Origin of the sequence: Cupriavidus sp. SIMBA_020, from assembly GCF_046535395.1 — a bacterium.
GTDB classification, from domain to species: domain Bacteria; phylum Pseudomonadota; class Gammaproteobacteria; order Burkholderiales; family Burkholderiaceae; genus Cupriavidus; species Cupriavidus campinensis.
In genome coordinates, this window is record NZ_JAWRWU010000012.1 from 52,980 (window position 1) to 79,256 (window position 26,277).

A 26,277-nucleotide genomic window follows, 5' to 3' on the forward strand; every position below is an offset into this window, starting at 1 on the left:
TATACGGCAATACGCTTGTTGGGCGAGTTAGCCGTGTGGTCAGGGGGCGCGGCGTCGCGTTTTACGCGATTTCTTGGGAATGATCTGGTTTGAAGTGATGCTGTGTTGGCATATTGTCGTATATACAAAATATGGGCAATGGCCACTATGCCCACTGTCGGCAACACCCCACGGTGTGTGTCCAAAATGTAAAAACCCCACGCTCTCTCAAGCGTGGGGTTTCTTTTTGGCGCAGACCTGTGGGGAACCTACCGGCTCCCCATCGGCGGGCGGATCGGCGGATCAGAAGTCTTCGGCGTCTACGTCGTAGTTGGCCGGTTCCCAGCGGATGGCCAGCAGGGCGATCAGGCCGGCCAGCGGGGCCAGGGCGATGACCCAGAACACCTTGGTGCTCAGCGCGGCGGCCAGCACCGGGAACAGGAACAGCGATGCCGTGGAGCTGGCGCGCATCAGCGTCTGGTTGAAGCCGACGCCCACGCCGCGCAGCGACGTCGGGTAGCTCAGCGAGGCATAGGTCATGGTGTGCGCGCCCGGGCCGAAGCCCTGGCCCAGCAGAAACACGGCCAGGAAGGCGATGGCGGCGACCACCTCGGGGGCGCCGTGGGGCTTGCCGACCAGCGCCAGGCCGATCAGCGCGGCGAGTTGGAAGGCGTAGCCGGTCACGGTCAGCTTCCAGGCGCCGGTCTTCGGCACCAGGTGCACGCCAATCAGGCCGCCGACGAAGGCGAACAGCAGGTTCAGCGCCAGCGAGACCAGGATCGTGGTCAGCATCGACTGCGCCAGGAAGCTGGCGATGATCACCGGCAGGCCGAACGCCACGGCGTTATAGGCGAACGACGAGGCAATCGACATCACCGTGGCCAGCACCGTGCGGCGCGCGTACACGCCCTTGAGCAGCAGCCCGTAGTTGCGCCACGAGGCGGGGCGCTTGGGCGGCTCGGCCACGGCGTCCGGGGCCACCACGGCGTCGATGCCGTAGGACTGGCGCAGGATCTTGGCGGCGCCTTCCAGGTCGCCCTGGTTGGCGGCCCACACCGGCGATTCGCTCATGTAGCGGCTGCGCACGGCGATGATGACCAGCGCCGGTACGGCGCCAAAGCCGAGGATGATGCGCCACAGCAGGTTGCTGTGCGATTCCGGCAGTACCGAGTAGCAGAGCAGCACTAATAGATAGGACACGCAGATGGCCGCGTACCAGGTGGGGCACCACATGGCCACCCGGGACGCCTTGTTGCCCTTGCCCTGGAGCTTGGAGAACTCGGCCAGGAAGGCCATGGCGACAGGGAGGTCGATGCCGACCCCCAACCCCATGACAAAGCGGGCGCCGGCCAGCACATATTCGTTCGGGGCCAGCGCGCAGGCGATGGCGGCCACGACGAAGAAGACCATGTCGGCCATGAACACGCGGTAGCGGCCGATGCGGTCGGTGAAATACCCGCCCAGGAACGCGCCGACGATGGCGCCGAACGTGATGGCCGACGCCACCATGCCGGTGCCGGCGGGCGACAGGTTGAATTCGCGGGTGACGTCCTTCAGGCCGAAGGCCAGGGCGCCGAGGTCATAGGCATCGAGGAAGATGCCGCCCAGCGCGATGGCCACGACGATGCGGGCATTGCTGACGGCGGCGCCGCCCTGGTTGACCAGCTTGGCCACATCGGCGGCGGAACGGATGGTCGCACGGGCGGGCGCGGCCGCCGGGGCGGCGGCCTGCGTCGCGGCGGGCGACAGAGCAAGATCGGCAGACATGATTGGGGGCGATTGAAAGAAAATTGCGCGTGGACCGGGCGCAACCGGCCCTGTCCGCAAGAAAAGACTGCCGAATGCTACGGGAAGCCGCTCCGCCGGCCAAATGCTTTGTTGTTATATCTTTAGATCATGATCGAAATGCGACGCCGGGAATGGCTCTCAAGGCATTTTCAGGCGCGGCGGACTATCATCGGCGGTTGTGAAAAACAGGAGACAAGGCATGACCCAAGGCATGACGCACGGAAGCAAAGTCGCACTGGTCACGGGCGCGGCCCGGGGTATTGGCAAGGCCGTGGCGCAGGCGCTGCTGGCCGATGGGTACCAGGTGGTGCTGGCCGGCCGGACCGCCGCCACGCTCGAGGCGCTGTCCGCCGAGGCCGCCGCTGCTGGCCAGACCGCGCTGGCCGTGCAGTGCGATGTGAGCGACCCGGCGTCGGTCGACCAGCTCTACGCCCGGGTGCGCGAGCGCTTTGGCCGGCTGGACGTGCTGTTCAACAACGCCGGCATCAACGCCCCGGCCATTTCCATCGATGAACTGTCGGTCGAGCAGTGGAAGGCCGTGGTCGATACCAACCTGACCGGCGCCTTCCTGTGCGCCCGCGGCGCGTTCGCGCTGATGAAGTCACAGGATCCGCGCGGCGGGCGGATCATCAATAACGGGTCGATCTCGGCCCACGCCCCGCGCCCGAACACGGTGCCCTATACGGCCACCAAGCACGCCATCACGGGGCTGACCAAGAGCCTGTCGCTCGATGGCCGCGCCTGGGACATCGCCTGTGGCCAGATCGACATCGGCAACGCCGGCACCGACATGGCCAACCGCATGGCGCGCGGCGTGCCGCAGGCCAATGGCGAGATTCGCCCGGAACCGCTGATGGATGTGGCGCACATCGCCAGTTCGGTCCTGCACATGGCCAACCTGCCGCTGGAGGCCAATGTGCAGTTCATGACCGTGATGGCCACCAAGATGCCGTTCGTCGGCCGTGGCTGAGCCGACCTGACCTGCCCGAAAGCGCCTAGTGGCGCGGCCCGCCCGGATGGGTAGCCGTGCGGCCCGCGCCCATGAAGGCGGCGGCGTCGGCGGCGGAGAAGCCGCGATGGTCGCGCGCGTCCGGGTTGGCGCCATGCGCGATCAGCAGATCGACGATGTCGGTGCGATTGAACATCGCCGCCGTCATCAGCGCGGTGCGGCCGTCCGGCGAGGCACCTTCCACATCGGCGCCGTGCGCAAGTAGCGCTTCAATCACTTCTGTATAGCCCTTGAACGCGGCGCCCGCCAGCGGCGTCTGGCCGGCCGCGTTGCGCAGATCCGGCGAGGCGCCGGCCTGGAGCAGGGCGCGCACGGTATCCACATGGCCGTGGTAGGCGGCCAGCATCAGCAGGCTGTCGCCCTTTTCATTGCGCAGGTTGGCCGGCATGCCGCGCGCGATCAGCGCCCCCAGCGCCGACGCGTCGCCCTGGCGCGCGAGGTCGAATACTTCGCCCAGTGCGGCCACCATGCGGGATTCCTCTTCCGCCGTCATGGTGCCGGTGGGGGTGGGTGGGGTCGATGTCTGGTCCATGGCGCTTTCCTGTTGTCCTGCCTTGCGGTATCCGGGCACCCCGGGGCCGCAGCCCCGGAGTGCCCGGTTGCTCCTTACTTCTGGCCTTCGATCCGCTCGATCGCGGCCGCCACGCCCTGGCCGTAGGCCGGGTCGGCCTTGGTGCAGTGCTCGATATGGCGCTGCTGGATATGGCGCGACACGCCCTTGATGGAGCGGGCCGTGTTATCGAACAGCACCTGCTGCTGGGCCGGCGTCATCAGGCGGAACAGGTCGCCCGGCTGCGAGAAGTAGTCGTCGTCCACGCGATGGTTCCAGTGGTCGGCGGTGCCTTCCAGCGTCAGCGGCGGCTCGCGGAAGTCCGGCTGCTCCACCCACTCGCCGCGCGTGTTCGGCTCGTAGGAGGTCTTGCCGCCCTGGTTGTCGTCGATGCGCATGCGGCCGTCGCGGTGATAGCTGTTCACGAACTTGGCGGCCTTCGGCGAGTTGACCGGGATCATCGAATGGTTCACGCCCAGGCGGTAGCGCTGGGTGTCGCCATACGAGAACAGGCGGCCCTGCAGCATCTTGTCCGGCGAGAAGCCGATGCCCGGCACGATGGTCGACGGCGCGAACGCGGCCTGCTCCACCTCGGCGAAATGGTTCTCGGGGTTGCGGTTCAGCTCCATCACGCCCACTTCGATCAGCGGGAAGTCCTTCTTCGACCAGATCTTGGTCAGGTCGAACGGGTTGACGCGGTACTTGCCCGCCTCGGCTTCCGTCATGATCTGGATGTACAGCTTCCAGCGCGGGAACTCGCCACGCTCGATGGCTTCGTACAGGTCGCGCTGGTGGTGCTCGCGGTCGCGGCCGGTCACCTCGGCGGCTTCGGCGTCGGTCAGGTTCTGGATGCCCTGCTCCGTCCGGAAGTGGAACTTCACCCAGTGGCGCTCGTAGTTGGCGTTGATGAAGCTATAGGTATGGCTGCCGAAGCCATGCATGTGGCGCCACGAACTGGGGATGCCCCGATCGCTCATGACGATGGTGACCTGGTGCAGCGCCTCGGGCAGGCCGGTCCAGAAGTCCCAGTTGTTGTCGGCGCTGCGCAGGCCGGTGCGCGGGTCGCGCTTGACGGCGTGGTTCAGGTCGGGGAATTTCAGCGGGTCACGCAGGAAGAAGACCGGGGTGTTGTTGCCCACCAGATCCCAGTTGCCTTCCTCGGTATAGAACTTCATCGCGAAACCACGGATATCGCGCTCGGCATCGGCCGCGCCGCGCTCGCCGGCTACCGACGAGAAACGCAGGAACAGCTCGGTTTTCTTGCCGATTTCAGAGAACAGCTTGGCGCGCGTGTACTGGGTGATGTCATGCGTGACGGTGAAGGTGCCGTAGGCGCCCGACCCCTTGGCGTGCATGCGGCGCTCGGGAATCACCTCGCGGTCGAAGTGGGCCAGCTTTTCCAGGAACCATACGTCCTGCAACAGGGCCGGGCCGCGCGGACCAGCGGTTTGAATGTTTTGGTTGTCGACGACGGGCGCGCCGAAAGCGGTCGTAAGCTTGTTCATGACATTTCCTTTGTGGGCAGGGGGTGTTGAAAAGCACTATCGCAGAACGACGGCACCAAGTCATATCGTATTGATCAATAACGGCGATAGGGGTCAGTCAATTCGAACGCGATGTCAGCGATTTCGGAGAACGGCTATCGTGCCGATAAAGGGCAGATACCCGCCATAACACCTTGGGATAGGACGTTTGAACCCAAGGATCATGGACGTCACACGGGCTGGCCATGTCCTATAGTTCAAGCCCGCAGTCCACCGGAGGCGAATCATGGCCACCTGGAAGCCCGACCCGAGCTTTTACCCGTCTCCGCGGCTGGCCGCCAAGGCGCCGCCCGAGACCCTGGCCTATGTGGCGATGTTCGACCCCGGGCGCCAGCAGCCGGACGGTATCGCCGTGGTGGACGTGGACCCCGGCTCGGCCACGTACGCGCAGATCGTCGGGCAGGTGACCATGACCCATGCCGGCGACGAACTGCACCATTTCGGCTGGAATGCCTGCTCATCCTGCCTGTGTCCCAACGCGCCCCACCCGCATATGGCACGGCGCTATCTCGTGGTGCCGGGCCTGCGTTCCTCCCGTATCTATATCCTCGATACCGGCCCGGACCCGCGCCAGCCGGCCATCTGCCGGGTGATCGAGCCCGAGGAACTGGCCGAGCGCACCGGCTACAGCCGCCCCCACACGGTGCATTGCGGCCCGGGCGGCATCTACGTGACGGCGCTGGGCAACGCCGAAGGCAAGGGCCCGGGCGGCATCGCCATGCTGGACGCCCAGAGCTTCGACCCGCTCGGCCAATGGGAGGTGGAGCGCGGTCCCCAGCATTTCGCCTATGACGGATGGTGGCACCTGGGCTATGACACGCTCGTGACAAGCGAGTGGGGCACGCCAGACATGATCGAGGACGGCCTGGTCGCCGACATCCTGCTCGGCGCGCGCTACGGCCGGAAGCTCCATTTCTGGGATTTCACCGGCCGCAGGCACCTCCAGGAGATCGATTTCGGCCCGGACTACCAACTGGTCTTCGAACTGCGCCCCGCGCACAACCCGACCAAGGCGTACGGTTTCGTCAACTGCGTGCTGTGCCTGAAGGACCTGTCCTCGTCGATCTGGACCTGGTACCGCGATGGCGACCAGTGGGCGGTCAAGAAGATCATTGACATCCCTGCCGAGCCGGCCGATCCGGACCAGCTCCCGCCGATGCTCAAGGGCTTCGGCGCCGTGCCGCCGCTGGTCACGGACATCGACCTGTCGATGGACGACCGCTTCCTCTACGTGTCCTGCTGGGGCACCGGGGATCTGCTCCAGTACGACGTCTCCGACCCCTTCGCCCCGAAACTCACCGGCAAGGTGCGGATTGGCGGCATCGTCTCGCGGGCCGGGCATCCGGGCGCGCCGGGCCGAAGCCTGAACGGCGGCCCGCAGATGGTGGAAGTCAGCCGGGACGGCCGGCGCGTCTATTTCACCAATTCGCTCTATGGTGCGGTCGATCCGCAGTTCTACCCCGAGGGGCTGGACGGCTGGATGGTCAAGCTCGATGCCGCGCCCGACGGCGGCATCGCCTTCGACCCGCGCTTCTTCCTCGACTGGCCGAAGAGCCATCGTCCGCACCAGGTGCGCCTGCAGGGCGGCGACTGCTCGTCGGATTCCTACTGCTTTCCCTAGCCTTCCCGGGGGGGCGCATGCAGACATGGACCGCAACATGGAATGCGTGGTGGCCATGGCTGACGATTGCCGCGCTGGGCCTGTTCCACGGCCTGAACCCGGCCATGGGATGGCTGTTCGCCGTGGCGCTGGGCCTGCACCGGGGCCAGCGCCGCGTGGTGCTGTGGTCGCTGGTGCCGATTGCGCTCGGCCACGCGGCGGCGGTGGCGCTGGCCGTGGGCGTGGCGCTCTGGCTGGGCAGCGTGCTGCCGCACACCGGCTTCGCGCGCGTGGCCGGCGCGGTGCTGCTGGGCTGGGCGATCTGGCACGTGGCGCGCGGGCACCGTATGCGCCCGCGCGTGGGCATGCGGGCCGGCATGCTGGGGCTGGCGGGCTGGTCGTTCCTGATGGCCGGCATGCACGGCGCCGGGCTGATGCTGGTGCCGGCGCTGATGCCGATCTGCGCCACGCCCGGGGCCACCCAGTTCGACGCCGCCGGCGCGCTCGGTCCCGCCATGCTGGCGCTGGGCCTGCACACGGCGGCGATGCTCGCGGCCATCTGCGCCGTGGCGCTGGTGGTCTACGATCGCGTCGGCGTGGCCTTCCTGCGCACCGGCTGGGTCAATCTGGACTGGATCTGGACCGCCGCGCTGGGTCTCTGCGGGGTGGTGCTGCTGGTGCTGTGATCAATTCCGGTTGCCGAAGCGCGCCAGCAAGTGCCAGACTTTCTTCAAGTGCTGGGGATCGTGACGGCCCGTGCGGGCGGCGGCGCCGATCGTGGCCGGGGTGAGCGGCTCGCTGCCGGCCAGTGTCGCGGCCAGTGTCGCGGCCAGTGTCGCGGCCAGTTCGGCGATGTGGGCGCCGCGATAGTCAGGCTGGGCGCGCAAGTCATCGGCGGTTGCCGAGAAACCCGCATGCCATGCCACCGGGCAGGGCAGGGCGCGGGCCAGCGTCTCGGTCTCGGTGCCCCGGTACGACGGGTCCAGCACGAGCGCCTCCACGTCGCGCGCCAGCACCAGCGGGCCGTGTACATGCGCTTCTATATAGTGGTCGAGCGGATCGTCCGGCGGCGCGGCGCGCAGCCGGTCTACCAGATCCAGCCGTTCGGCCACGCCGAAATGCACCGGATCGAACACGCTGTCCGGGTAGCAGAAGGTGGTCCGCGCCAGCACGCCCGCCGCCAGCCGCAGATGGCAGGCGCCAAAGCGTGGTGAGCCCCCCTCGGGCCGATGGCGATGGTTGAGCGCGCCGTACTTGGGGCGGTCGGCCGGCGGCGCGGCGTCGTAGGCCTGGCCGAACATGCGGCTTTCCCAGTGCCAGCGGTCCCCGTCGGGGTGGGCGGTCAGCCCGCCGTTGCTGGTGCCGGTCTCGAACTGGGAGCGATAGACGCCGTCGGCGGCCATGGCCGCGAGCAGCGGCACGCCGGCGTGGAGCCGGTCCGGGTGGAAATTGAGCGTGACGCGCCAGTCTGGGTGCAGCGGCGCGCCGTGGCTGCGCGCGGCCACATGGGCCAAGGCGTGGGCGGCGGGGTCGTCCGGGAACATTGGCGGATCCGGGGGTGCCGGCAAGGCGGCGATCGGCCGATTGTAGCGGCGCTGCGGTGCAGCAATTGTCGGCGCGACACCGACAGCCACGGCGCCCGTCGCACGGTACGATAAAGCGCCCTGGCCGGCATCCCTGCTGGCGGGGGGCCGGGACGCCTGCCGCCGCGCCCGCCCGCTTTCATCCCATCGATCCTGCCGGTATGCAACCGACTTCCCTGCAACGCTTCCTGTTTGGCACGATCCTGGTGCCTGTCTCGCTTGCCGTGGTCTTCGCGGCGGACGCGTTCACGCCGCTCGGCCTGGCCGCGTGGTTGTTCTACCTGATCCCGATCTGCCTGTCGCTCTATTCGGACAACCCGCGCCTGCCGCTGATCACCGCGGCGGTCAGCTCCGTACTGCTGGCGATTGGCTACGTGGTCTCGCCGCCCGGCGCCGCGCCCGTCGTCGCCATCACCAACCGCTCCATCGGCCTGCTGGTGAACTGGTTCCTGGCCGTGGTGATCTACCGCTACCTGGTGGGCCAGGGCGCCATCCAGCGGCTGATGTGGGTGCAGCAGGCCCAGGTGCGGATTCACCAGGAGGTGCGCTCGGCGCAGTCGGCCGGCAATGTTGGCGATGCGCTGGTGCGCGCGCTGGCGCAGGCGCTAGATGCCCACGTGGGCGTGGTCTATCAGTGCGTGGATGGCAACCTGCACCGGCTGGCCACCTGGGCATTGGCCGATGCGGACCGCGCGCCGGCCACGCTGGCGCCCGGCGAGACGCTGGCCGGACAGGCCGTGACCGAGAACCGCGTGATCGCCGTGGGCGGGCTGCCGGCCGACTATCTGCCGGTGGCCTCCGCACTGGGCCGCACGCGCCCCACCGAGATCGTGGCCGCGCCGCTGACGGCCGAGGGCGAGGTCGTCGGCGTGATCGAACTGGGCTTTATCACGTCCCGGCGCGGGACTGCCGATGTGGTGGAACTGCTTGAGCGCATCGGTGAGCCAGTCGGCATGACGCTGCGCGCCGCGAGCTACCGGGGCCGGCTGGAGCACCTGCTCGGCGAGACCCAGCGCCAGAGCGAGGAACTGCAGGTCCAGCAGGAGGAGCTGCGCGTCTCCAACGAGGAACTGGAGGAGCGCGGCCGCGCGCTGATGGACTCCCAGGCGCGGCTGGAAACCCAGCAGGCGGAACTCGAACAGACCAACGTCCAGCTGGAGGAGCACACGCAGCGGCTGGAGACGCAGAAGCGCGAGATGCTCGCCTTCCAGGCCGAACTGGCCGCCAATGCGCGGGCGCTGGAGCGTTCGAACCAGTACAAGAGCGAGTTCCTGGCGAATATGTCGCACGAGTTGCGCACGCCGCTGAACAGCGCGCTGATCCTGGCGAAGCTGCTGCAGGAGAACAAGGACGGCACGCTGACCGACGAGCAGGTCCGCTACGCGGCCACCATCCACGCGGCCAATACCGACCTGCTGAACCTGATCAACGACATCCTCGACCTCTCCAAGATCGAGGCCGGCCATCTGACGATTGAACCGGAGCCGGTGGAACTGGACACCTTCACCGCCCGGATTTCGCAGATGTTCGACCATGTGGGCGAGCAGAAGGGCGTGGCCTTCCGCGTGGAGCGGATGCCGGGCCTGCCTGACGCCATCGTCACGGACAGCCAGCGCCTGCAGCAAATCCTCAAGAATCTGCTATCCAATGCCTTCAAGTTCACCGAGAAGGGCTCGGTCACGCTGGCGCTGGTCGCGCAGGGCGACGATGCGATCCGCTTCGAGGTGCGCGACACCGGCATCGGCATCCCGAAGGACAAGCAGCAGGTCATCTTCGAAGCCTTCCAGCAGGCCGACGGCACCACCAGCCGCCGCTACGGCGGTACCGGGCTGGGTTTGTCGATCTCGCGCGAGCTGGCGCGGCTGCTGGGCGGCGCGATTGCCGTGGCGAGCGAGCCGGGGGAGGGCAGCGTGTTTTCGCTGACCGTGCCGCGCACGCTGGTGGCGGATGCCGCCACGCAGGCCGGGCTGGTCACACCGCCGGCCGCCCCCGAGCGGGTTCAGGCCCCGCCGTCGCAGGCCATGCCGCTGCCGCCCATGGCACGGCCCGCGCCGATTCCGGCCCCGGAGGCGTCCGAAGGCGGGCCGGGCCCATCGCCGTCCGGCTATCCGCAGCCGATTGCCGACGACCGCGACCATCGCACGCGCGGCAATCGCCTGATCCTGGTCGTGGAAGACGATATCGACTTCGCCGGCATCCTCTACGACCTCGCCCACGAGCTGGATTTCGACTGCATCCACGCCACCACGTCGAGCCACGGGCTGGAGCTGGCGCGCCACCACCAGCCCTGCGGCATCCTGCTCGACGTGGCGCTGCCAGACCAGTCGGGCCTGACGCTGCTGGACTGGCTCAAGCACGACCCGGCCACGCGCCACATCCCCACGCACCTGATCTCGGTCAGCGACCACGCCGAAGCGGCGCTGCATCGCGGCGCCATCGGCTACACCTTCAAGCCGAGCGAGCGCAACAAGCTGGCCGAGGCGATGCGGGGGCTGGAGGCGCGCATGGCGCCGGGCCAGCGCCGCGTGCTGGTGATCGAAGATGACCCGGCGCTGCGCGAGAGCATCCGCGCGCTGCTGCAGTCGGTCCAGGCCGAGATCGTTACCGCCGGCAGCGTGGCCGGCGCGCGCGAGGCGCTGGCCGGCGCCGCGTTCGACTGCGTGGTGATGGATATGGTGCTGCCGGACGGCACCGGCCACGACCTGCTGGCCCACATGGCCAGCGATGGCGCCGGGCAGATGCCGCCGGTCATCGTCTACACCGGGCGGCAGCTCTCGGCCGAGGACGAGCAGCGCCTGCGCCGCTATTCGAAGTCGATCATCATCAAGGGCGCGCGCTCGCCGGACCGGCTGCTGGACGAGGTGACGCTGTTCCTGCACAGCGTGGAGTCCCAGCTGCCGCCCGAGCAGCAGCGCATGCTGCGCGCCGCGCGCAGCCGCGACGACGCCTTCGACGGCCGCAAGCTGCTGCTGGTGGAGGACGACGCGCGCAATATCTTCGCGCTGTCCAAGGTGATCGAGCCGCTCGGGGCCACCGTGGAGATCGCCCGCAGCGGGCGCGAGGCGCTGGACATGCTGGCGCGCCACAAGGACGTGGACCTCGTCCTGATGGACATCATGATGCCGGAGATGGATGGCATCACGGCCATGCGCCATATCCGCCAGATGCCCGAGTACGGGCGGCTGCCGATCATCGCGCTGACCGCCAAGGCGATGCCGTCCGACCGCGAGGCGTGCCTGCGCGCCGGGGCGAACGACTACATCGCCAAGCCGATTGATGTGGATCAACTGCTGTCCCTGTGCCGCGTATGGCTCCACGAAAGTTGAAGACCCCGGACACCGCGCCGCTGCCGCCGCTGTCGTTACCGCTGCCCGTGCCGGTGGTGGATCGCGGCGAGACGGCGCTGCCCGACGCCAATTTCGAGATCGAGCTGGAACTGCTGCTGGAGGCGATCTTCCGCAAGTACCAGCACGATTTCCGGCACTACGCGCGGGCCTCGGTGCGGCGGCGGCTGCAGCAGGCGCTGCACGACCTGGGCTTTGCCACGTTGTCGCAACTCCAGGACCGCATGCTGCGCGACCCGGCACTGTTCGCGCGCATGCTGCAGTACCTGACGGTGCAGGTCAGCGAGATGTTCCGGGACCCCTCCTACTTCCGTGCCATCCGCGAGCACGTGGTGCCGGTGCTCCAGACCTACCCGTCGGTCAATGTCTGGGTGGCCGGGTGCAGCAGCGGCGAGGAATTGTGGTCGCTGGCCATCCTGTTCGAGGAGGAGGGGCTGGCCGAGCGTACGGTGTTCTACGCCACCGACATCAACCCTGACGCGCTGGCCATCGCCCGGGCGGGTGTGTACGATGCGGGGCGCCTGCGGGCGTTCGGCGCCAACTACCTGGCGGCGGGCGGGCGGCGCTCGCTCTCGGACTACTATCATGCAGCCTATGGAAAGGCCAAGTTCAGCGCCGGGCTGATCCGCCAGTCGGTGTTTGCCGACCATAGCCTGGCCACCGACAGCGTGTTCCAGGAGGCTCAGCTGATCTCCTGCCGCAATGTGCTGATCTATTTCGACCGTGCGCTGCAGGACCGCGCCATCGGCCTGTTCCACGACGCGCTGGCGCGGCGCGGCTTCCTGGGGCTGGGCAGCAAGGAGAGCCTGCACTTCAGCGCCCACGCCGGGGCTTTCGAGCCACTGGTGCCGCGCGAGCGGCTGTACCGCAAGCTGTGAAGGAGGCGCGATGGCAGGGCTGATCGATGCACAAGGGCATGCCGGATGCGCCGCCGTGGTGATTGGCGCGTCGGCCGGCGGCGTCGAGGCGTTGTCCGTGCTGCTGCCGATGGTGCCGGCGGGCTTCCGGCCGGCGCTGCTGATCGTGATGCACCAGCATCCGAACCAGCCCAGCCTGCTGCCCGAGCTGTTCGGCGCGCGCTGCGCGCTGCCCGTGTGCGAGGCCGAGGACAAGATGCCGGTGCGGCCGGGCCATCTCTACCTGGCGCCGCCGGACTACCACCTGCTCGTGGAGCGGGTACCGGGGGCGCCCGAGGACGTGGAACTGGCGCTCTCCGTGGAGCCGCCGGTGCGCTTCTCGCGGCCCTCCATCGACGTGCTGTTCGAGTCGGCGGCGGTGGCGTGGCGTGACCGGGTACTCGGCGTGCTGCTCTCGGGCGCCAACGACGATGGCGCGCGCGGCCTGGCGATGATCCGCGCGGCAGGTGGCCGGGCGTGGGTGCAGTCGCCGGACAGCGCCGCCGTGGAAACCATGCCGCAGGAGGCCATCGACCGTGGCGCGGCAGACCGCGTGCTGACACTGGAACAAATCGGCCAGCGCCTGGCCCAGTTTTCTGAATGACCCTGACCATGCAAGCTCCGATCAAGATCCTCGCCGTCGACGACATCGCCGCCAACCTCACCGCCCTCGATGCCGTGCTGGCCAAGCCCGATGTGCAGATCGTCCACGCCAATTCCGGCGCGCAGGCGCTGGAACTGCTGCTCGAGCACGACTTCGGGCTGGCCATCCTCGACGTGCACATGCCCGAGATGGACGGCTTCGAGCTGGCCGAGCTGATGCGCGGCAGCAAGCGCACCAGCCATATCCCCATCCTGTTCCTGACGGCGGCCGGAGAGGACAGCGCGCGGGCATTCCGCGGCTACGCTTCCGGCGCGGTCGATTTCCTGTTCAAGCCGATCGACGCGCGCGTGCTGGCGGCCAAGGTCGACGTATTCGTGCAGCTGGCCCGGCAGAAGCAGCAGCTGGCCGAACAGCTGGAAACCGCCCAGCAACTGCTCAAGACCAACGAGATGCTGATGGCGGTGCTTGCGCACGACCTGCGTACGCCGCTGTCGGCGATCATCGCGTCGGCGTCGTTCCTGGGGCGGTTCGGGGGCGAGGAGAAGCTCAAGCCGGCCACCGACCGCATCTCGCGCAGCAGCCAGCGCATGGCGCGCATGGTGGATCAGCTGCTGCACGTGGCGCGGCTGCACGGCGGGCGCGTCAAGCTGGAGCCGCGCCAGGAAGACCTGCGCGCGATCTGCGCGGCCATTGTCGATGAGTGCGAGGCGTCGCACGGCAAGGAGCGCGTGGTACTGGAAACCGTGGGGGATACGCTGGCGACCATCGATCCGGACCTGATCTCGCAGGTGCTATCGAACCTCGTCGGCAATGCCCTGCATCATGGGGACCCGGCGGTGCCGGTGGTCGTGGCCGTGGATGGCACGGCGGCCGAGCGCCTGGCGGTAACGGTGACCAATGGCGGGGTGATCGATGGGGCGACCCTGCCGCATGTCTTCGAGGCGTTCCGCTCGGGCGGCGGCGACAGCGCCGAGGGGCTGGGCCTCGGGCTCTATATCTCGCGGGAGCTGGCCGCGTTGCACGGCGGAAGCGTCGAGGCCGCTTCGTCGGCGGCCCTGGGCACCACGGTCTTCACCGTGACGCTGCCCCGCGCGTGCTGCGGGACGCAGGGGATCATCCAGCCGGCCTAGCCAGCCACCTCCCTCGGATCATGGCCGTAGCTGTCGCGTTCGCGGATCTTGCCGTCGACGCCATGGATCAGCAACTCCACTTTCTGGCGCCGGGCCAGGCCGGTGCCGGCCTGAATGGCCTCGTCCTGCGTGGCATGGTGAGACTCGGCGTAGCGGGCGCCCTCGTGGATCACGTCCCAACCGGAGCCGTGCGGCACGACATGGAGGTTGGTCTGCATGATGGTTCTCCGGGATCGTATGGTCTTTCCATTATGGCTGCCATGGCGCAGAGCACAATCCGGCGCTGTCTGACAGGCCACCCACGCCACCCACGCCACCCACGCCACCCGGGAAGCACCGCACGGGCGGCGTGCGCATCGCTTGTGTCCGGGGCGTGACGGTTTACCGTGCCTTTTCGGGGCGCCCTTATATATTCTTGTAGGGAAAACAACGCGCAGGAGACACAGCCATGCAAGCGAGGTTTGCGCGCGGCATTGCGCAGATGCCACTGACGGTGGCGGCCCGGGAATCCCTGCTGGCGGAGAAGGCCGCCATGCCCGAGGTCGGCGACCTGGTGACGGTTTGCAGCCAGGATATGGAAACCGAGTTCAGCGTCCGCCTGACGGCGGTGGCCGGACCCGAGCTTTGGTACGGCGTGATTCATGCCATCACGCGCGGTGCCGAGATGCTGGTCGTGGCCGAGGGCCTGGAGCTGGACGACGTGGTCAGCGTGCGGCGCCAGGAGATCGCCTCGGTGGTCAAGGCCAACCACCACCATTGATCGTTCCCGCCGGGAGCGGGTATGCTGCGGATGCACATCCATCCGTCGCCCCCGCTTTATGTCTTCCGCCTACACCACGCAAGCTTCCACCCCCGTCTTCATTGCCGGCCCCGCCGGCCAGATCGAAACCCTGCTCGACACCCCCGCCGGCCCGCCCGTCGGCATTGCCGTGGTGGCGCACCCCCACCCGGGGCAGGGCGGCACCGCCGAGCACAAGATCCCCCAACTGCTGGCGCGCACGCTCCAGGCCCATGGTTTCGTGACGATGCGGCCGAACTACCGGGGCGTGGGGCAGAGCGAGGGCGCCTACGATGGCGGCCCCGGCGAGTCCACCGATGTGGAAGCGGTGCTGCGCCATCTGCAGGCCGAGTATCCGGGCCTGCCGGTGGCGCTGGCCGGGTTCTCGTTCGGTGCCTTCGTGCAGACGCTGATGGTGGCGCGGCTGACGGCGGCGGGAGACGCTGCGGCGGAATCGATCCAGCATCTGATCCTGACCGGCATGCCGGCTGGCGCGCTGTCCGAGACGCTGTCCTACGACACCCCGCCCGTGCCGGCCCACACGCTGGTGGTGCATGGCGAAAAGGACGAGCGCGTGCCGCTGATCAACGTCTTCGACTGGGCCCGCCCGCAGGAGCTGCCGGTGGTGGTCCTGCCGGCCGCCGGGCATTTCTTCACCGGCAAGCTGCCGGGGCTGCGCAGTGTGGTGGAGGGGTACCTGCGCCGGCCTACCTGATGGTCATCGCTCAGAACTGGTAGACCACCGAGATATCCCCCGTCAGGTTGGTCGTCCGCTGCACGATCGGGCTGTTCTTGGCATCGCCCACCAGCGCCGATACCCCGAAGTCCGCCGTGGCGAACCAGTGCTTGTTGATGAACCAGATGGCCGAGACGCCGCCGCCATAGGACTTGATCCCGCCGCTGGCACGGTATTCCGGGTGGCCGGAGCGCGCCGCCTGCTCGGGCGTCACGCCGAACCAGCGCCCCATGTAGGCCGAGTCGGCCACCGTCATGGTCGGGCCGGCGAACCAGAAGAATTTCTCGGAGCTGCCCGGCAGCGGCATATAGGCGCCCAGGTCGCCAATCCAGCCGTTGGCGCCGCCGAACTGGCGCCGCGCATTGGCGCGGATCACCAGCGGGAACGACTTCGACACCACGTAATCGACAAACAGCTTGGTCTCCGCCGCCATGCCGATATTGCCCATGCCGGCCAGGTTGTCGTGGTCCTTCTTCTCGCGGCGGCCCAGGTCGTAGGTCAGGGCGATGCCCGCGCGCCAGTGGTCGTTGGAGACGATGTTCCAGCCCAGCCCTTCGCCGGTGGACATGAAGAACTTGTCGGCGTAGCGGATGTCGATGGTCGGCCCGCCGAAGACGTAGTAGTCGTGCGCGCCGTCGTAGCGCGGCCGCACGGTCATGGCCGCGCCGAGCCGGAATTTCCAGCCCTCGGGCTGGCCCTGGAACATTTCCACCAGCGGCACGCCCACCGAGTACTGCCACTCGGCCAGCGGCGCGGGCGTCTGCGCCCTGACGGCCGGTGCATGCAGCAGGGCCAGCGCTAGCATCAGCGCGGTCAGCCAACCCGCCAGCGGCGAGTGGGGTTCCGGATGTCTGGACACGTCAGGGTCCTCCCGTTGATTGTTGTGGTTCGCATGACGGCAAATCATCTTTTCACCGGCGCGCCGCCCACGCAACTTCCTCGAATCCCACAAGCGTGTAGGAAGGACGCCGATTTCACCGGCGGCCCCCGTTGCCTACCATCCAGTCACCGTGGCCGCATCTTAGTCGCGGTCAGCCAGTTCGTCCGTACGCCAGTCGCGCCGCATCACCAGGAACGTAAAGGAGGTGGACCAGCCGATCAGCATCAGCCCCACCAGCGGCTGCACCGACGCCACCAGGCGCAACTGGCCCATCGGGATGATGTCGCCGATACTTTGCGTAGTGAAGGTCTCCAGCGAGAAATAGACATAGGCCGCTACGCCATGGTCGTGCAGGCCCTTGAGTTCGCCGATGCCGAACACGTCCGCCCCGAGCCAGTAGCCGGAACTGAACAGCACGGCTTCCAGCACGTGGGCCAGGATGATGAGCAGGATCATCACGCCGATGTTGACCTTGCCGCTCCAGTGGCGCGGGTGCATGGCCGAGATCAGGCGCAGGGCTTCGTAGTGCACGGCCACGCAGACGATGGTCAGTGTGGCGGTGATCAGGATCGCAATCAGGTAGGGGGAGGCCGTGGCGTCCATGGTCGGCAAGGGTGGTTTTCTGGCGCGGTGTTTCCCGGCAGACTATAGAAGCGCCCGCACGCTGACAATGCACCATGCGGCGCATGCCAGAAAAGTGAAGAAAGAGAAACATGCGGGAAACCGGAGGCTCCATGAAGAACACGGTGGGCAACGTGCCGCCGCTCCATGCCGAGGGCATCGCCCCTGCCTTCCTCGCCGGGGGCGGCGAGATGGGCGCGCTGATCCGTGCGCACGACTGGTCGCGCACGCCGCTGGGCGCGCCCGAGACCTGGCCGCAGAGCCTGAAGACGGCCATCCGCATCATGCTGACCTCGCGCCAGCCGATCTGGGTGGGCTGGGGCGCCGACCTCCGCTTCTTCTACAACGACCCGTACAAGGCGATCATCGGCGGCAAGCATCCGGCGTCGCTGGGGGAGCCGACCGAGCGCGTCTGGAGCGAGATCTGGCCAGAGATCGGGCCGATGCTGGACGCGGCCATGGAGGGCAGCGAAGGCAGTTTCGTCGAGCAGAAGCTGCTGATCATGGAGCGCAACGGCTACCCGGAGGAGACCTACTACACCTTCTCCTACAGCCCGGTGCCCGACGATCACGGCGGCACGGGCGGCATCATCTGCGCCAACAGCGACGACACCGAGCGCGTGGTGGCCGAGCGCCAGCTGAAGCTGCTGCGCGAGCTGGCCTCGTCGGCTACCAATGCCCGTTCCTGGGACGAAGCGTGCGCGCTGAGCCTGCGCGCGCTGGGCGCCAATCCGTACGACATTCCCTTCGCGCTGCTCTATCTGGGCGAGCGCGGCGCCGGCACGGCCACGCTGTGCGGCCACCATGGCATCGAAGTGGGCCACCCGGCCGCGCCGGCGGAGATCCCCGCCGGCGGCGAGGCCGCCTGGCCGTTTGCCCAGGTGCTGGCGCGGGGCGAAGTGGTGCTGGTGGACGACCTGTCCACCCGCTTCGGGGCGACACTGCCCGGCGGCGCGTGGCAGTTCGCGCCGCGCCACGCGGCCGTGGTGCCGGTCACGCCTTCGGGCGAAACCACGCGTAGCGGCGTGCTGGTGGTGGGCCTGAACCCTTGCCGGCTGTTTGGCGAACGCTACCGCGCCTTTCTTGACCTCGTGGCGGGCCAGATCGGCCAGGCCATCAGCTACGCGCACGCCTATGAGGAAGAGCGCCGCCGCGCCGAGGCGCTGGCCGAGATCGACCGCGCCAAGACCACGTTCTTCTCGAATATCAGCCATGAGTTCCGCACCCCGCTGACGCTGATGCTGGGGCCGCTCGAAGAACTGCTGAACCGCGCGGACGAGACGGCCCAGGTCAACCCACGCGACGACGCCGACCGCCAGCTGGTGGAGATCACCCACCGCAACGGCCTGCGGCTGCTGAAGCTGGTCAATGCGCTGCTCGATTTCTCACGGATCGAGGCCGGCCGGGTGCAGAAGCACCCCCAGCCGACCGACCTGCCCGCGTTCACGGCTGAACTGGCCTCGCTGTTCCGCTCGGCCATCGAGGGCGCCGGCCTGCAGCTGGTCGTGGAATGCGCGCCGCTGGGCTTCCCGGTGGCGGTGGACCGCGACATGTGGGAGACCATCGTCCTGAACCTGCTCTCCAACGCGTTCAAGTTCACCTACACCGGGGCGATTGCGGTGGCGGTGCGCGAGGCGGAAGACGGCGGCGTGGAACTGAGCATCCGCGATACCGGCATCGGCATTGCGGCGGATGAGCTGCCCCGGCTGTTCGAGCGCTTCCACCGGGTGTCCGGCGCGGTGGGCCGGTCGATCGAGGGGAGCGGCATCGGCCTGGCGCTGGTGCTGGAACTGGTGCGCCTGCACGATGGCGTGATCCGCGTGGAAAGCGAGGTGGGCGAAGGCACGTGCTTCGTGGTTACGCTGCCGCGCACGGCCCGGGCGGCCGTGCCGCAGCCGGCTGCACCCGGGGCTGCGTCAAACCTGTCGACACACGCCAGCCAGCAGGCGCTGGCCTACGTGGAAGCCGCGCGGCGCTGGACCCCCGAGGCAGAGGCGATGCCGGCTGCGGCGCTGGCCATGCTCGCGCCTCCGCCGGACGCGGTGCCCGGCGCGGTACGCGGGCATGTCATGGTGGTCGATGACAACGCCGACCTGCGCGAATACATGCGCCGCATCCTGGGCGCGGCCGGCCACACGGTGGAGGTGGCGGCCGATGGCCAGGAGGCGCTGGACATGGCCCGCACGCACGCGCCGGACCTGATCGTCTCGGACGTGATGATGCCGCGCCTGGACGGCTTCGCCCTGGTGCAGGCCGTGCGCGCCGACGCGGCGCTGCGCGAGACCCCCGTGGTGCTGCTCTCCGCCCGCGCGGGCGAGGAAGCGCGCGTCAGCGGCCTGGCCACCGGCGCGGATGACTACCTGACCAAGCCGTTCACCTCGCGCGAGCTACTGGCCCGCGTGGCCAGCAATCTCCAGTTGTCGCACCTGCGCCGCACCACGGAACGCCGCCTGCGCGAGGAAATCGCCATGCGCACCCGGGCGCAAGAGGCGCTGCGCGAGCTGAACAATTCGCTCGAACGCCGCGTGGCCGAGACCGTGGCGGACCGCGACCGCCTCTGGGAGCTGAGCGAAGACCTGCTGATGGTGGCCAGCTTCGACGGCGTGCTGGAACGCTTCAGCCCGTCCTGGCGGCGCACGCTCGGCTACGCCGACAGCGCGCTGCTGGGCCGCTCGTGCATGGCCTTCGTCCACCCGGACGACCTGGTGGCGGTGACTGAGCAGATGATCGCGCTGCGCCACGATGGCACGGCGGTGCGCTACGAATGCCGCATGGCGCGGGCCGATGGCGGGCTGCGCTGGGTGGCCTGGACGCTCACGGTGGACCCCGCCACGGGCCGCATCCACGGCGTGGGCCGTGACGTCACCAGCGACAAGGAAGCCGCCGATGCCCTGCGCCATGCCGACGAGGCGCTGCGCATGGCGCAGAAGATGGAAGCCATCGGCAAGCTGACCGGCGGCGTGGCGCACGACTTCAACAACCTGCTCCAGGTGATTGGCGGCAACCTGCAACTGCTGGCGCGCGATGTATCCGGCAACGAGCGCCCCGAGGCGCGTGTGCGCAACGCGCTGGCCGGGGTGGCGCGCGGCGCCAAGCTGGCATCGCAATTGCTGGCGTTTGGCCGGCGCCAGCCGCTGGCGCCGAAGGTGGTGAACCTGGGCCGCTTTATCCGCGGGCTGGACGACATGCTGCGGCGGGCGCTTGGCGATGGCATCGAGATCGAGACCGTGGTGGCGGGCGGCCTGTGGAATACGCTGGTGGACCCGTTCCAGGTGGAAAACGCGCTGCTGAACCTGGCGATCAACGCGCGGGACGCGATGAGCGGCCACGGCCGGCTGACCATCGAGGCCGGCAACGCGGTGCTCGACGATGCCTACGCCCGCCGCAACGCCGACGTGGCGCGCGGCCAGTACGTGATGGTGGCGGTGACCGATACCGGTACGGGCATGTCGCCCGAGATCCAGGCGCAGGTTTTCGAGCCATTCTTCACCACCAAGCCCGAGGGGCAGGGCACCGGGCTGGGCCTGAGCATGGTGTACGGCTTTGTCAGGCAGTCCGGCGGGCATGTGAAGATCTACAGCGAGGCGGGGCAGGGCACCACGGTGCGGCTCTACCTGCCACGCGTGCGCGAGGAGGAAGACCTCGAGACCGATGTGGATGCCGGGCCGGCAGGCGGCGGCACGGAAACCGTGCTGGTGGTGGAGGACGACGAGGACGTGCGCGCCACCGTGGTGGATATGCTGGCCAGCCTGGGCTACCGCGTGCTGAAGGCGCGCGACGCGCTGAGCGCGCTGGCCATCGTCGAGAGCGGCGTGCCGGTGGACCTGCTGTTCAGCGATGTGGTCATGCCCGGCCCGCTGCGCAGCACGGAAATGGCGCGCAAGGTGCGCGAGCGGCTGCCCGGCATCGCGGTGCTGTTCACCTCGGGCTATACGGACAACGCCATTGTCCACAGCGGGCGGCTCGACGAGGGCATCGAACTGCTGAGCAAGCCGTACACGCGCGAGGCGCTCGCGCGCAAGGTGCGCCATGTGCTGGTGAGCGGCGGGGCCGAACTGGGCCCGGCGCCGGCTGAGGCGCCGGCTTCGATCGCCATGGGGGTGCCTGATACGCCACCCTCGATGCAACTGGCGCCGCAGCGCATCCTCTTTGTCGAAGACGACGCACTGGTGCGTGCCAGCACCGCGGAGCTGATGCGGACCTTCGGGCTAAGCGTGGTGGAAGCGAGCACCGATGCCGAGGCAATGGCCGTGCTGCGCGAGGGGCCGGTCGATGTATTGCTGACCGATGTGGGGCTGTCCGGCGCCTCCGGCGTGGACCTGGCGATGGATGCCTGCCGGCTGCAACCGGCGCTGCGGGTGATCTTCGTGAGCGGTTACGACGTGGTGCTCACGCCCGTGCAGCGTGCCGCATTGCCAAACGCGGTCACGCTGCGCAAGCCCTACGCGCTGCCGGCGTTCATCGGCGTCTTGCAGGGCTGACCGGAACCGGTCCTGTGGCGAAGGGGGGGCGGCGCTCAGATCAGCGTCTGCGCGACCACGGCGGCGGCGGAACCGCTCGCCACGACGACGGCCACCCAGCCGCCTACGAGTACTGCACTGTTACGGAAAGTCATGATGGACTCCAGGAATGACAACCCGGAGCCCGCCTCGGGGAGCCCCGAGGCTACTGCTCCGTTTGTCTGACGTACTTCCAATCCGCCGTCATCGGGCGGGACTCAGGCGTTGGCGCCTTCGGTGAACGGGTCAAACTTGCCTTGGCGGGCACCATCCAGGTACGGATCAGCGGTGCGGGCCGGGCTGGCCGAGACACCGGTGCGATCCAGGCCGGCTACCGTGCGGGCACCTTCGCTGAACGTGTCGAACCTGCCTTGGCGGGCGCCGTCCAGGTACGGGTCGGCGGTGCGGGCCGGGCTGGCCGAAACACCGGTACGATCCAGGCCGGCAACGGTGCGGGCACCGTCGGTGAACGGGTCAGCCTTGCCAACGCGGGCACCATCGACATACGGGTTGCGCGGTTCGTTCACGCCGCTGGCGCGGGCGCCATCGGTGAAGGCGTTGCGGGCGTCGTTCACGCGGTAGCTGTAGCCGTAGACTTCACCGGTCTTGTTGGCGGGAGCGGCTTGCGCAGCGCCAGTCACGAAGGCGGCGGCGAGGGCGGCGGCGGTAAGGATGGTCTTGGCGTTCATGGTGTAGCTCCTTGTCTTCGTTGGGCCGGGCGATCTCGGTTGGAGGTGGATCACGGGGCCGTCGGTGCTGCGTTGTTTTGCTGCATTGTGGCTGTCTTTTCTTTTGCTGCTATCTACTGGTAGGTAGATTTTCAGGGCTAAAAAAAAGACCGCCTTCCGGTACTGATCGACAACTTGTACTGCGTGGACGGGTACTGCATCGCGGGGCTTGTTTCTGTTTGCCGGGTGGTGCAGCGGCGTCCATGGCTCGAATAGTATCTACTACTAGATAGACAAGCAAGGACTTTTTGCGCCGCGCAATCGTATTTCGTTGGAAAAATGGGCGATTTGCCTCGTCAGGCTGGATGGTGTGATGACTTAAGTCATTGATTTGACGACCTAATCACAAAGGTTCCATCCCACCATCCTGGGAGTTAGAGTAAATGCTCTAGCCTCGTAGATCCTTTGCATTGCGCTGCGCAACGAGCGCTTGGAGCAACGTCCGCGTCTGCTCGCGGATCACTTCCTGCACCCGGGCGGTCTCGGCTTCGCCGAAAGCGTCCCAGTTCAGCGCCTTGAGCACGTGGCGGCGCATGACCTTGAAGGCTGCCACCTGACTGTCGATGGCGATGGTGCGGATGCGCGTCGCCTCGTCCGTGGCCGGCTGGCCGGTCAGGCGCCCGATTACCTGTGATGTCACCGCGAAAATGCGGCGGTTGATGCCCGCGTCGATGCGCTCGAACGCGGCGGGCGGCCCGAGCCCCGCGCGCTCACGCGCCATGAACTGGCGCCAGTGGTCGGTGTCCGGGCATTCATGCAGGAAGGTGGTGAAGCGCAGCTGCAGGCCCAGGTAGGCGTCGATCAGCTCGGCGTCGGTGGCATCCGGGCGGGCCACGACGGCCTCGGCGGCGATCACCACATCGGCCAGCAGACCCCAGGCGCGGTCAACGAAGTAGTCGATGCACGCCAGGTACACCCCTTCCTTATTGTCGAAGTAGTACTGTAGCGCGGGCGCGTTGACCCCGGCCTCGCGGGCGATGTCGCGCGTGGAGGCCCCATCGAAACCGTGTGCGCCAAAGAGCCGCAGCGCGGCGTCGATGATCCGCGCGCGCGTCTCTTCGCCGCGCTGGTAGCCGCCTTCGGTGGCGGGCTTGTGTCGGGCCATGTTGCGTTTTCCTCAGTCCGTGGGCAGGCAGAAATATATCAGTTGACACAATTATTCCAAATGGAATAATTGCGCGGTCCCCGTCATTAGTGCTGTCAAAGCCCCGCGCCCCCATGTCTGCCCCCCAATCTTCCGCCGCCGCCCATCCGGCCGCCGGCCTCCCTGCCTCCACTGGATCTTCGGCGCGCAAGCCGCGCGCTGCCTCGCGCCGCCGCACCGTGCTGCTGGCGCTGGGCGCGCTCGCGCTGCTGGCCGCCGTGGCATTCGGCACGCGCTGGTGGCTGGTAGGCCGCTTTATCGAAAGCACCGACGATGCCTACCTCCAGGCGGACAGCGTGACGGTGGCGCCGAAGGTGAGCGGCTACGTGGCCGAAGTCTTCGTGCGCGACAACCAGCAGGTCACCGCGGGTCAGGCGCTGGTGCGCCTCGACAATCGCCAGTACCAGGCGGCCTTCGATGAGGCGCAGGCCACCGTGGCCTCGCGCCAGGCGGACGTGGCGCGGGCCGAGGCCGACCTTGCCCAGCAGAAGGCGCGCATCGCCCAGGCCGGCGCCGAGGTGGAAGGCGCCCGCGCCAACGCCCGCTACGCCGCCTCGCAGGTGGAGCGCTACGCGCCGCTGGTGAAGTCCGGCGCCGAGACCGAGGAACGTACCGCCGAACTGCGTAACGCCCAGACCCGCGCGGGTACCACGCTGGCCGCCAACGAGGCCGCGCTGCGTGTGGAGCAGAGCCAGGTGGTGACGCTGCAGGCGCGGCTCCAGCAGACGCAGGCGCAACTGGAGGTGGGACAGGCCAGCGCGCGGCAGGCCCGGCTCGACCTGGATGACACCGTGGTTCGCGCCACCAACGCCGGCCGCGTGGCCGACAAGGGCGTGCGCGTGGGCCAGTTCGCCCAGCCCGGCACGCGCCTGCTGACCGTGGTGCCGGTGCAGGACCTCTACCTGACCGCCAATTTCAAGGAAACGCAGGTGGGTCGCATGCGTCCCGGCCAGCGTGTGACGCTGCATGTGGATGCGCTGCCCGGTGAAGACCTCCACGGCGTGGTGGACAGCCTCTCGCCCGGCACCGGCTCGCAGTTCGCGCTGCTGCCGGCGCAGAACGCCACCGGCAACTTCACCAAGATCGTCCAGCGCGTGCCGGTGCGGATTCATGTGGATGTGACGCCGGAGGCGCGCGCGGTGCTGATGCCGGGCCTCTCCGTGGTGGTGGATGTCGATACGCGGGACATGCATCCGGCACAAGCCCGCGCCGGCGAGGCCCGCCATGGCTGAAACGGCGCTCCCCGCCGGGGCCGCCCCCGCCGCTCCCGCCACGCCACCGAACGACAAGCCCGCCAACGCCACCGCCGCCGACTGGATCGCCGTGGCCGCCGGCTCGCTCGGCGCGCTGCTGGCCACGCTCGACATCTCCATCACCAACTCGGCGCTGCCCCAGATCCAGGGCCAGATCGGCGCGGCCGGCACCGAGGGCACGTGGGTGTCCACCGGCTACCTGATGGCCGAGATCGTCATCATCCCGCTCACCGCGTGGCTGACGCGGGTGTTCGGGCTGCGCCGCTTCCTGATGTGGAACGCGCTGCTGTTCACGGCGTTCTCGATGATGTGCGGCCTGTCCCATTCGCTGCCGGAGATGGTCATCGGCCGGATCGGGCAGGGCTTTGCCGGCGGGGCGATGATCCCCACCGCGCAGACCATCGTCCGTACCCGGCTGCCGCGCCACCAGATGCCCATCGGCATGTCGATGTTCGGCCTGATCGTGCTGCTCGGGCCGCTGCTGGGCCCCGTGGTGGGCGGCTGGCTGGCCGAGAACGTGAACTGGCGCTGGTGCTTCTTCCTGAACCTGCCGGTGACTGCCGTGCTGGTGCCGCTGCTGTACTTCGGGCTCAAGCCCGAGCGGGCGGACCTGTCGGCCTTCATCAAGGCGGACTGGCTCGGCATTATCGGGCTGGCCATCGGCCTCAGCTCGCTGACCGTGGTGCTCGAGGAAGGCCAGCGCGAGCAGTGGTTCGAGTCCTCGGCCATCGTCTACCTCTCCGCGCTGTCGGCGATTGGCCTGCTGATGATGTTCGTCGCCCAGTTCACCGCGAAAACGCCCATCGTGCGGCTGCGCCTGCTGCTGAACAAGCACTACGCGAGCGTGATCCTGATCGTCTCGGTGGTCGGGGCGGGGCTGTACGGGGTGTCCTACCTGCTGCCGCAGTTCCTGGCGACGATTGCCGGCTACAACGCCGAGCAGGCCGGCGGGATCATGCTGCTGTCCGGGCTGCCGGCGTTCCTGATGATGCCGGTGCTGCCGCGCCTGCTCGGCAAGGTGGACAGCCGCTGGCTGGTGATTACCGGGCTGGTGTGCTTCTTCGGCAGTTGCATGCTCGATATCAGCCTGACGACGGACAGCGTGGGGCATGACTTCACGCTGTCGCAGATCCTGCGCGGCTTCGGGCAGATTTTGGCGATGATGCCGCTGAATCAGGCGTCGATGGCGGCCGTGGCCACCCATGAGGCCGGCGATGCCGCCGGGCTCTACAACATGGCCCGCAACCTGGGCGGCTCGATCGGGCTGGCGCTGCTCGGCACGCTGATCGACCGCCGCAACGCCTACCACGACGCGGTGATCCGGGAATCGGTCACGGCCAATAGTTCGATCGGGCAGGAGCACATGTCCTCCAGCATCGCCAGCTTCGTGGCGCAGGGCGGCGACTATGCCCACGCCAGCCTCCAGGCCGTGGCGCAGTTGTCCGGCGAGATCGCCCGGCAGGCCGCGGTGATGACGTTCTCGGAAACCTTCTATGCCCTCGGGCTGGCGCTGCTGTGCTGCGTGCCGCTGGCACTGCTGCTGAAGGCGCCCCGTCCGGGCGCAGCCCCGGTCGAAGCCGGTCACTAAATCGATAAATAAAGCGGTACCTA

At 68.1% G+C, this 26,277-nt stretch carries 21 protein-coding genes; 12 read left to right on the forward strand and 9 right to left on the reverse strand.

The annotated features are described in order from the left end of the window. Positions 1-282: 282 nt before the first annotated feature. On the reverse strand, positions 283-1,746 hold the full coding sequence (locus SB751_RS21135; RefSeq protein ID WP_211944171.1) for an MFS transporter: 1,464 nt from the start codon (positions 1,744-1,746) through the stop codon (positions 283-285). A gap of 232 nt (positions 1,747-1,978) precedes the next feature. On the opposite strand from SB751_RS21135, the gene SB751_RS21140 reads away from it, so the two are divergent. After that, positions 1,979-2,737: an SDR family oxidoreductase gene (locus SB751_RS21140; protein WP_410748536.1), complete on the forward strand. Its 759-nt coding sequence runs from the start codon at positions 1,979-1,981 to the stop codon at positions 2,735-2,737. A 25-nt stretch (positions 2,738-2,762) separates the two neighbouring features. Here the strand turns inward: SB751_RS21140 and SB751_RS21145 are convergent, their stop codons facing one another. Together SB751_RS21145 and SB751_RS21150 are read right to left on the reverse strand one after the other, a co-directional pair. Continuing rightward, a complete protein-coding gene (locus tag SB751_RS21145; RefSeq protein WP_144197822.1) occupies positions 2,763-3,269 on the reverse strand; it encodes an ankyrin repeat domain-containing protein in 507 nt (168 codons plus the stop codon). Positions 3,270-3,382: 113 nt separating this feature from the next. Continuing rightward, complete coding sequence (locus SB751_RS21150) at positions 3,383-4,831, reverse strand: catalase (RefSeq protein ID WP_144197665.1); 1,449 nt, start codon at positions 4,829-4,831, stop codon at positions 3,383-3,385. Between the two features lie 265 nt (positions 4,832-5,096). On the opposite strand from SB751_RS21150, the gene SB751_RS21155 reads away from it, so the two are divergent. Then, entirely contained in the window at positions 5,097-6,491 is a 1,395-nt protein-coding gene (locus tag SB751_RS21155) for a selenium-binding family protein (protein ID WP_211944172.1), read from the forward strand. A gap of 17 nt (positions 6,492-6,508) precedes the next feature. Beyond that, positions 6,509-7,156 (forward strand): hypothetical protein, encoded by a 648-nt coding sequence (locus tag SB751_RS21160; RefSeq protein WP_144197667.1) that lies wholly within the window; start codon positions 6,509-6,511, stop codon positions 7,154-7,156. On the opposite strand, the gene SB751_RS21165 is transcribed toward SB751_RS21160, so the two are convergent. After that, positions 7,157-8,014: a DUF3626 domain-containing protein gene (locus SB751_RS21165; RefSeq protein WP_410748515.1), complete on the reverse strand. Its 858-nt coding sequence runs from the start codon at positions 8,012-8,014 to the stop codon at positions 7,157-7,159. Between the two features lie 200 nt (positions 8,015-8,214). Here SB751_RS21165 and SB751_RS21170 point away from each other — a divergent pair, with 200 nt between their 5' ends. The 4 genes from SB751_RS21170 to SB751_RS21185 are packed head-to-tail and all read left to right on the forward strand — an operon-like array spanning position 8,215 to position 14,027. After that, the gene (locus SB751_RS21170; protein WP_410748516.1) at positions 8,215-11,379 is read left to right on the forward strand and encodes a response regulator; all 3,165 of its coding nucleotides are present in this window, start codon (positions 8,215-8,217) and stop codon (positions 11,377-11,379) included. After that, a complete protein-coding gene (locus SB751_RS21175) occupies positions 11,376-12,275 on the forward strand; it encodes a CheR family methyltransferase (protein ID WP_250025624.1) in 900 nt (299 codons plus the stop codon). The genes SB751_RS21170 and SB751_RS21175 overlap by 4 nt, the downstream gene beginning before the upstream one ends. Positions 12,276-12,285: 10 nt before the next feature. Further along, positions 12,286-12,897 carry a chemotaxis protein CheB gene (locus SB751_RS21180; protein WP_250025623.1) on the forward strand — a complete coding sequence of 204 codons (612 nt, stop codon included), beginning with the start codon at positions 12,286-12,288 and terminating at the stop codon, positions 12,895-12,897. A gap of 8 nt (positions 12,898-12,905) precedes the next feature. Then, the gene (locus SB751_RS21185; RefSeq protein ID WP_144197671.1) at positions 12,906-14,027 is read left to right on the forward strand and encodes a hybrid sensor histidine kinase/response regulator; all 1,122 of its coding nucleotides are present in this window, start codon (positions 12,906-12,908) and stop codon (positions 14,025-14,027) included. Here SB751_RS21185 and SB751_RS21190 read toward each other — a convergent pair. After that, a complete protein-coding gene (locus SB751_RS21190) occupies positions 14,024-14,245 on the reverse strand; it encodes a DUF2188 domain-containing protein (RefSeq protein WP_144197672.1) in 222 nt (73 codons plus the stop codon). The two genes, SB751_RS21185 and SB751_RS21190, sit on opposite strands and share 4 nt — an antisense overlap. Before the next feature lie 230 nt (positions 14,246-14,475). Between SB751_RS21190 and SB751_RS21195 the strand changes: the two genes are divergently transcribed. Then, positions 14,476-14,787, forward strand: coding sequence for a hypothetical protein (locus SB751_RS21195; RefSeq protein ID WP_144197673.1), 312 nt, complete (start codon positions 14,476-14,478; stop codon positions 14,785-14,787). A 58-nt stretch (positions 14,788-14,845) separates the two neighbouring features. Then, positions 14,846-15,520, forward strand: coding sequence for an alpha/beta hydrolase (locus SB751_RS21200; protein ID WP_211943093.1), 675 nt, complete (start codon positions 14,846-14,848; stop codon positions 15,518-15,520). A gap of 10 nt (positions 15,521-15,530) precedes the next feature. Here the strand turns inward: SB751_RS21200 and SB751_RS21205 are convergent, their stop codons facing one another. Together SB751_RS21205 and SB751_RS21210 are read right to left on the reverse strand one after the other, a co-directional pair. Continuing rightward, positions 15,531-16,346: a MipA/OmpV family protein gene (locus tag SB751_RS21205; RefSeq protein WP_244844686.1), complete on the reverse strand. Its 816-nt coding sequence runs from the start codon at positions 16,344-16,346 to the stop codon at positions 15,531-15,533. A 216-nt stretch (positions 16,347-16,562) separates the two neighbouring features. Further along, on the reverse strand, positions 16,563-17,024 hold the full coding sequence (locus SB751_RS21210; protein ID WP_144197824.1) for an ion channel: 462 nt from the start codon (positions 17,022-17,024) through the stop codon (positions 16,563-16,565). A 131-nt stretch (positions 17,025-17,155) separates the two neighbouring features. On the opposite strand from SB751_RS21210, the gene SB751_RS21215 reads away from it, so the two are divergent. Further along, positions 17,156-21,523: a response regulator gene (locus SB751_RS21215; RefSeq protein WP_250025619.1), complete on the forward strand. Its 4,368-nt coding sequence runs from the start codon at positions 17,156-17,158 to the stop codon at positions 21,521-21,523. Positions 21,524-21,759: 236 nt separating this feature from the next. Here the strand turns inward: SB751_RS21215 and SB751_RS21220 are convergent, their stop codons facing one another. Both SB751_RS21220 and SB751_RS21225 read right to left on the reverse strand, forming a co-directional pair. Next, a complete protein-coding gene (locus SB751_RS21220; protein WP_144197676.1) occupies positions 21,760-22,230 on the reverse strand; it encodes a copper resistance protein CopQ in 471 nt (156 codons plus the stop codon). A 427-nt stretch (positions 22,231-22,657) separates the two neighbouring features. Continuing rightward, positions 22,658-23,374 carry a CerR family C-terminal domain-containing protein gene (locus tag SB751_RS21225; protein ID WP_144197677.1) on the reverse strand — a complete coding sequence of 239 codons (717 nt, stop codon included), beginning with the start codon at positions 23,372-23,374 and terminating at the stop codon, positions 22,658-22,660. Between the two features lie 113 nt (positions 23,375-23,487). Between SB751_RS21225 and SB751_RS21230 the strand changes: the two genes are divergently transcribed. Then, entirely contained in the window at positions 23,488-24,645 is a 1,158-nt protein-coding gene (locus SB751_RS21230) for an HlyD family secretion protein (protein WP_250025618.1), read from the forward strand. Further along, entirely contained in the window at positions 24,638-26,254 is a 1,617-nt protein-coding gene (locus SB751_RS21235) for an MDR family MFS transporter (RefSeq protein WP_410748517.1), read from the forward strand. Before SB751_RS21230 ends, SB751_RS21235 begins: the two co-directional genes overlap by 8 nt. The last annotated feature ends 23 nt before the right edge of the window (positions 26,255-26,277 follow it).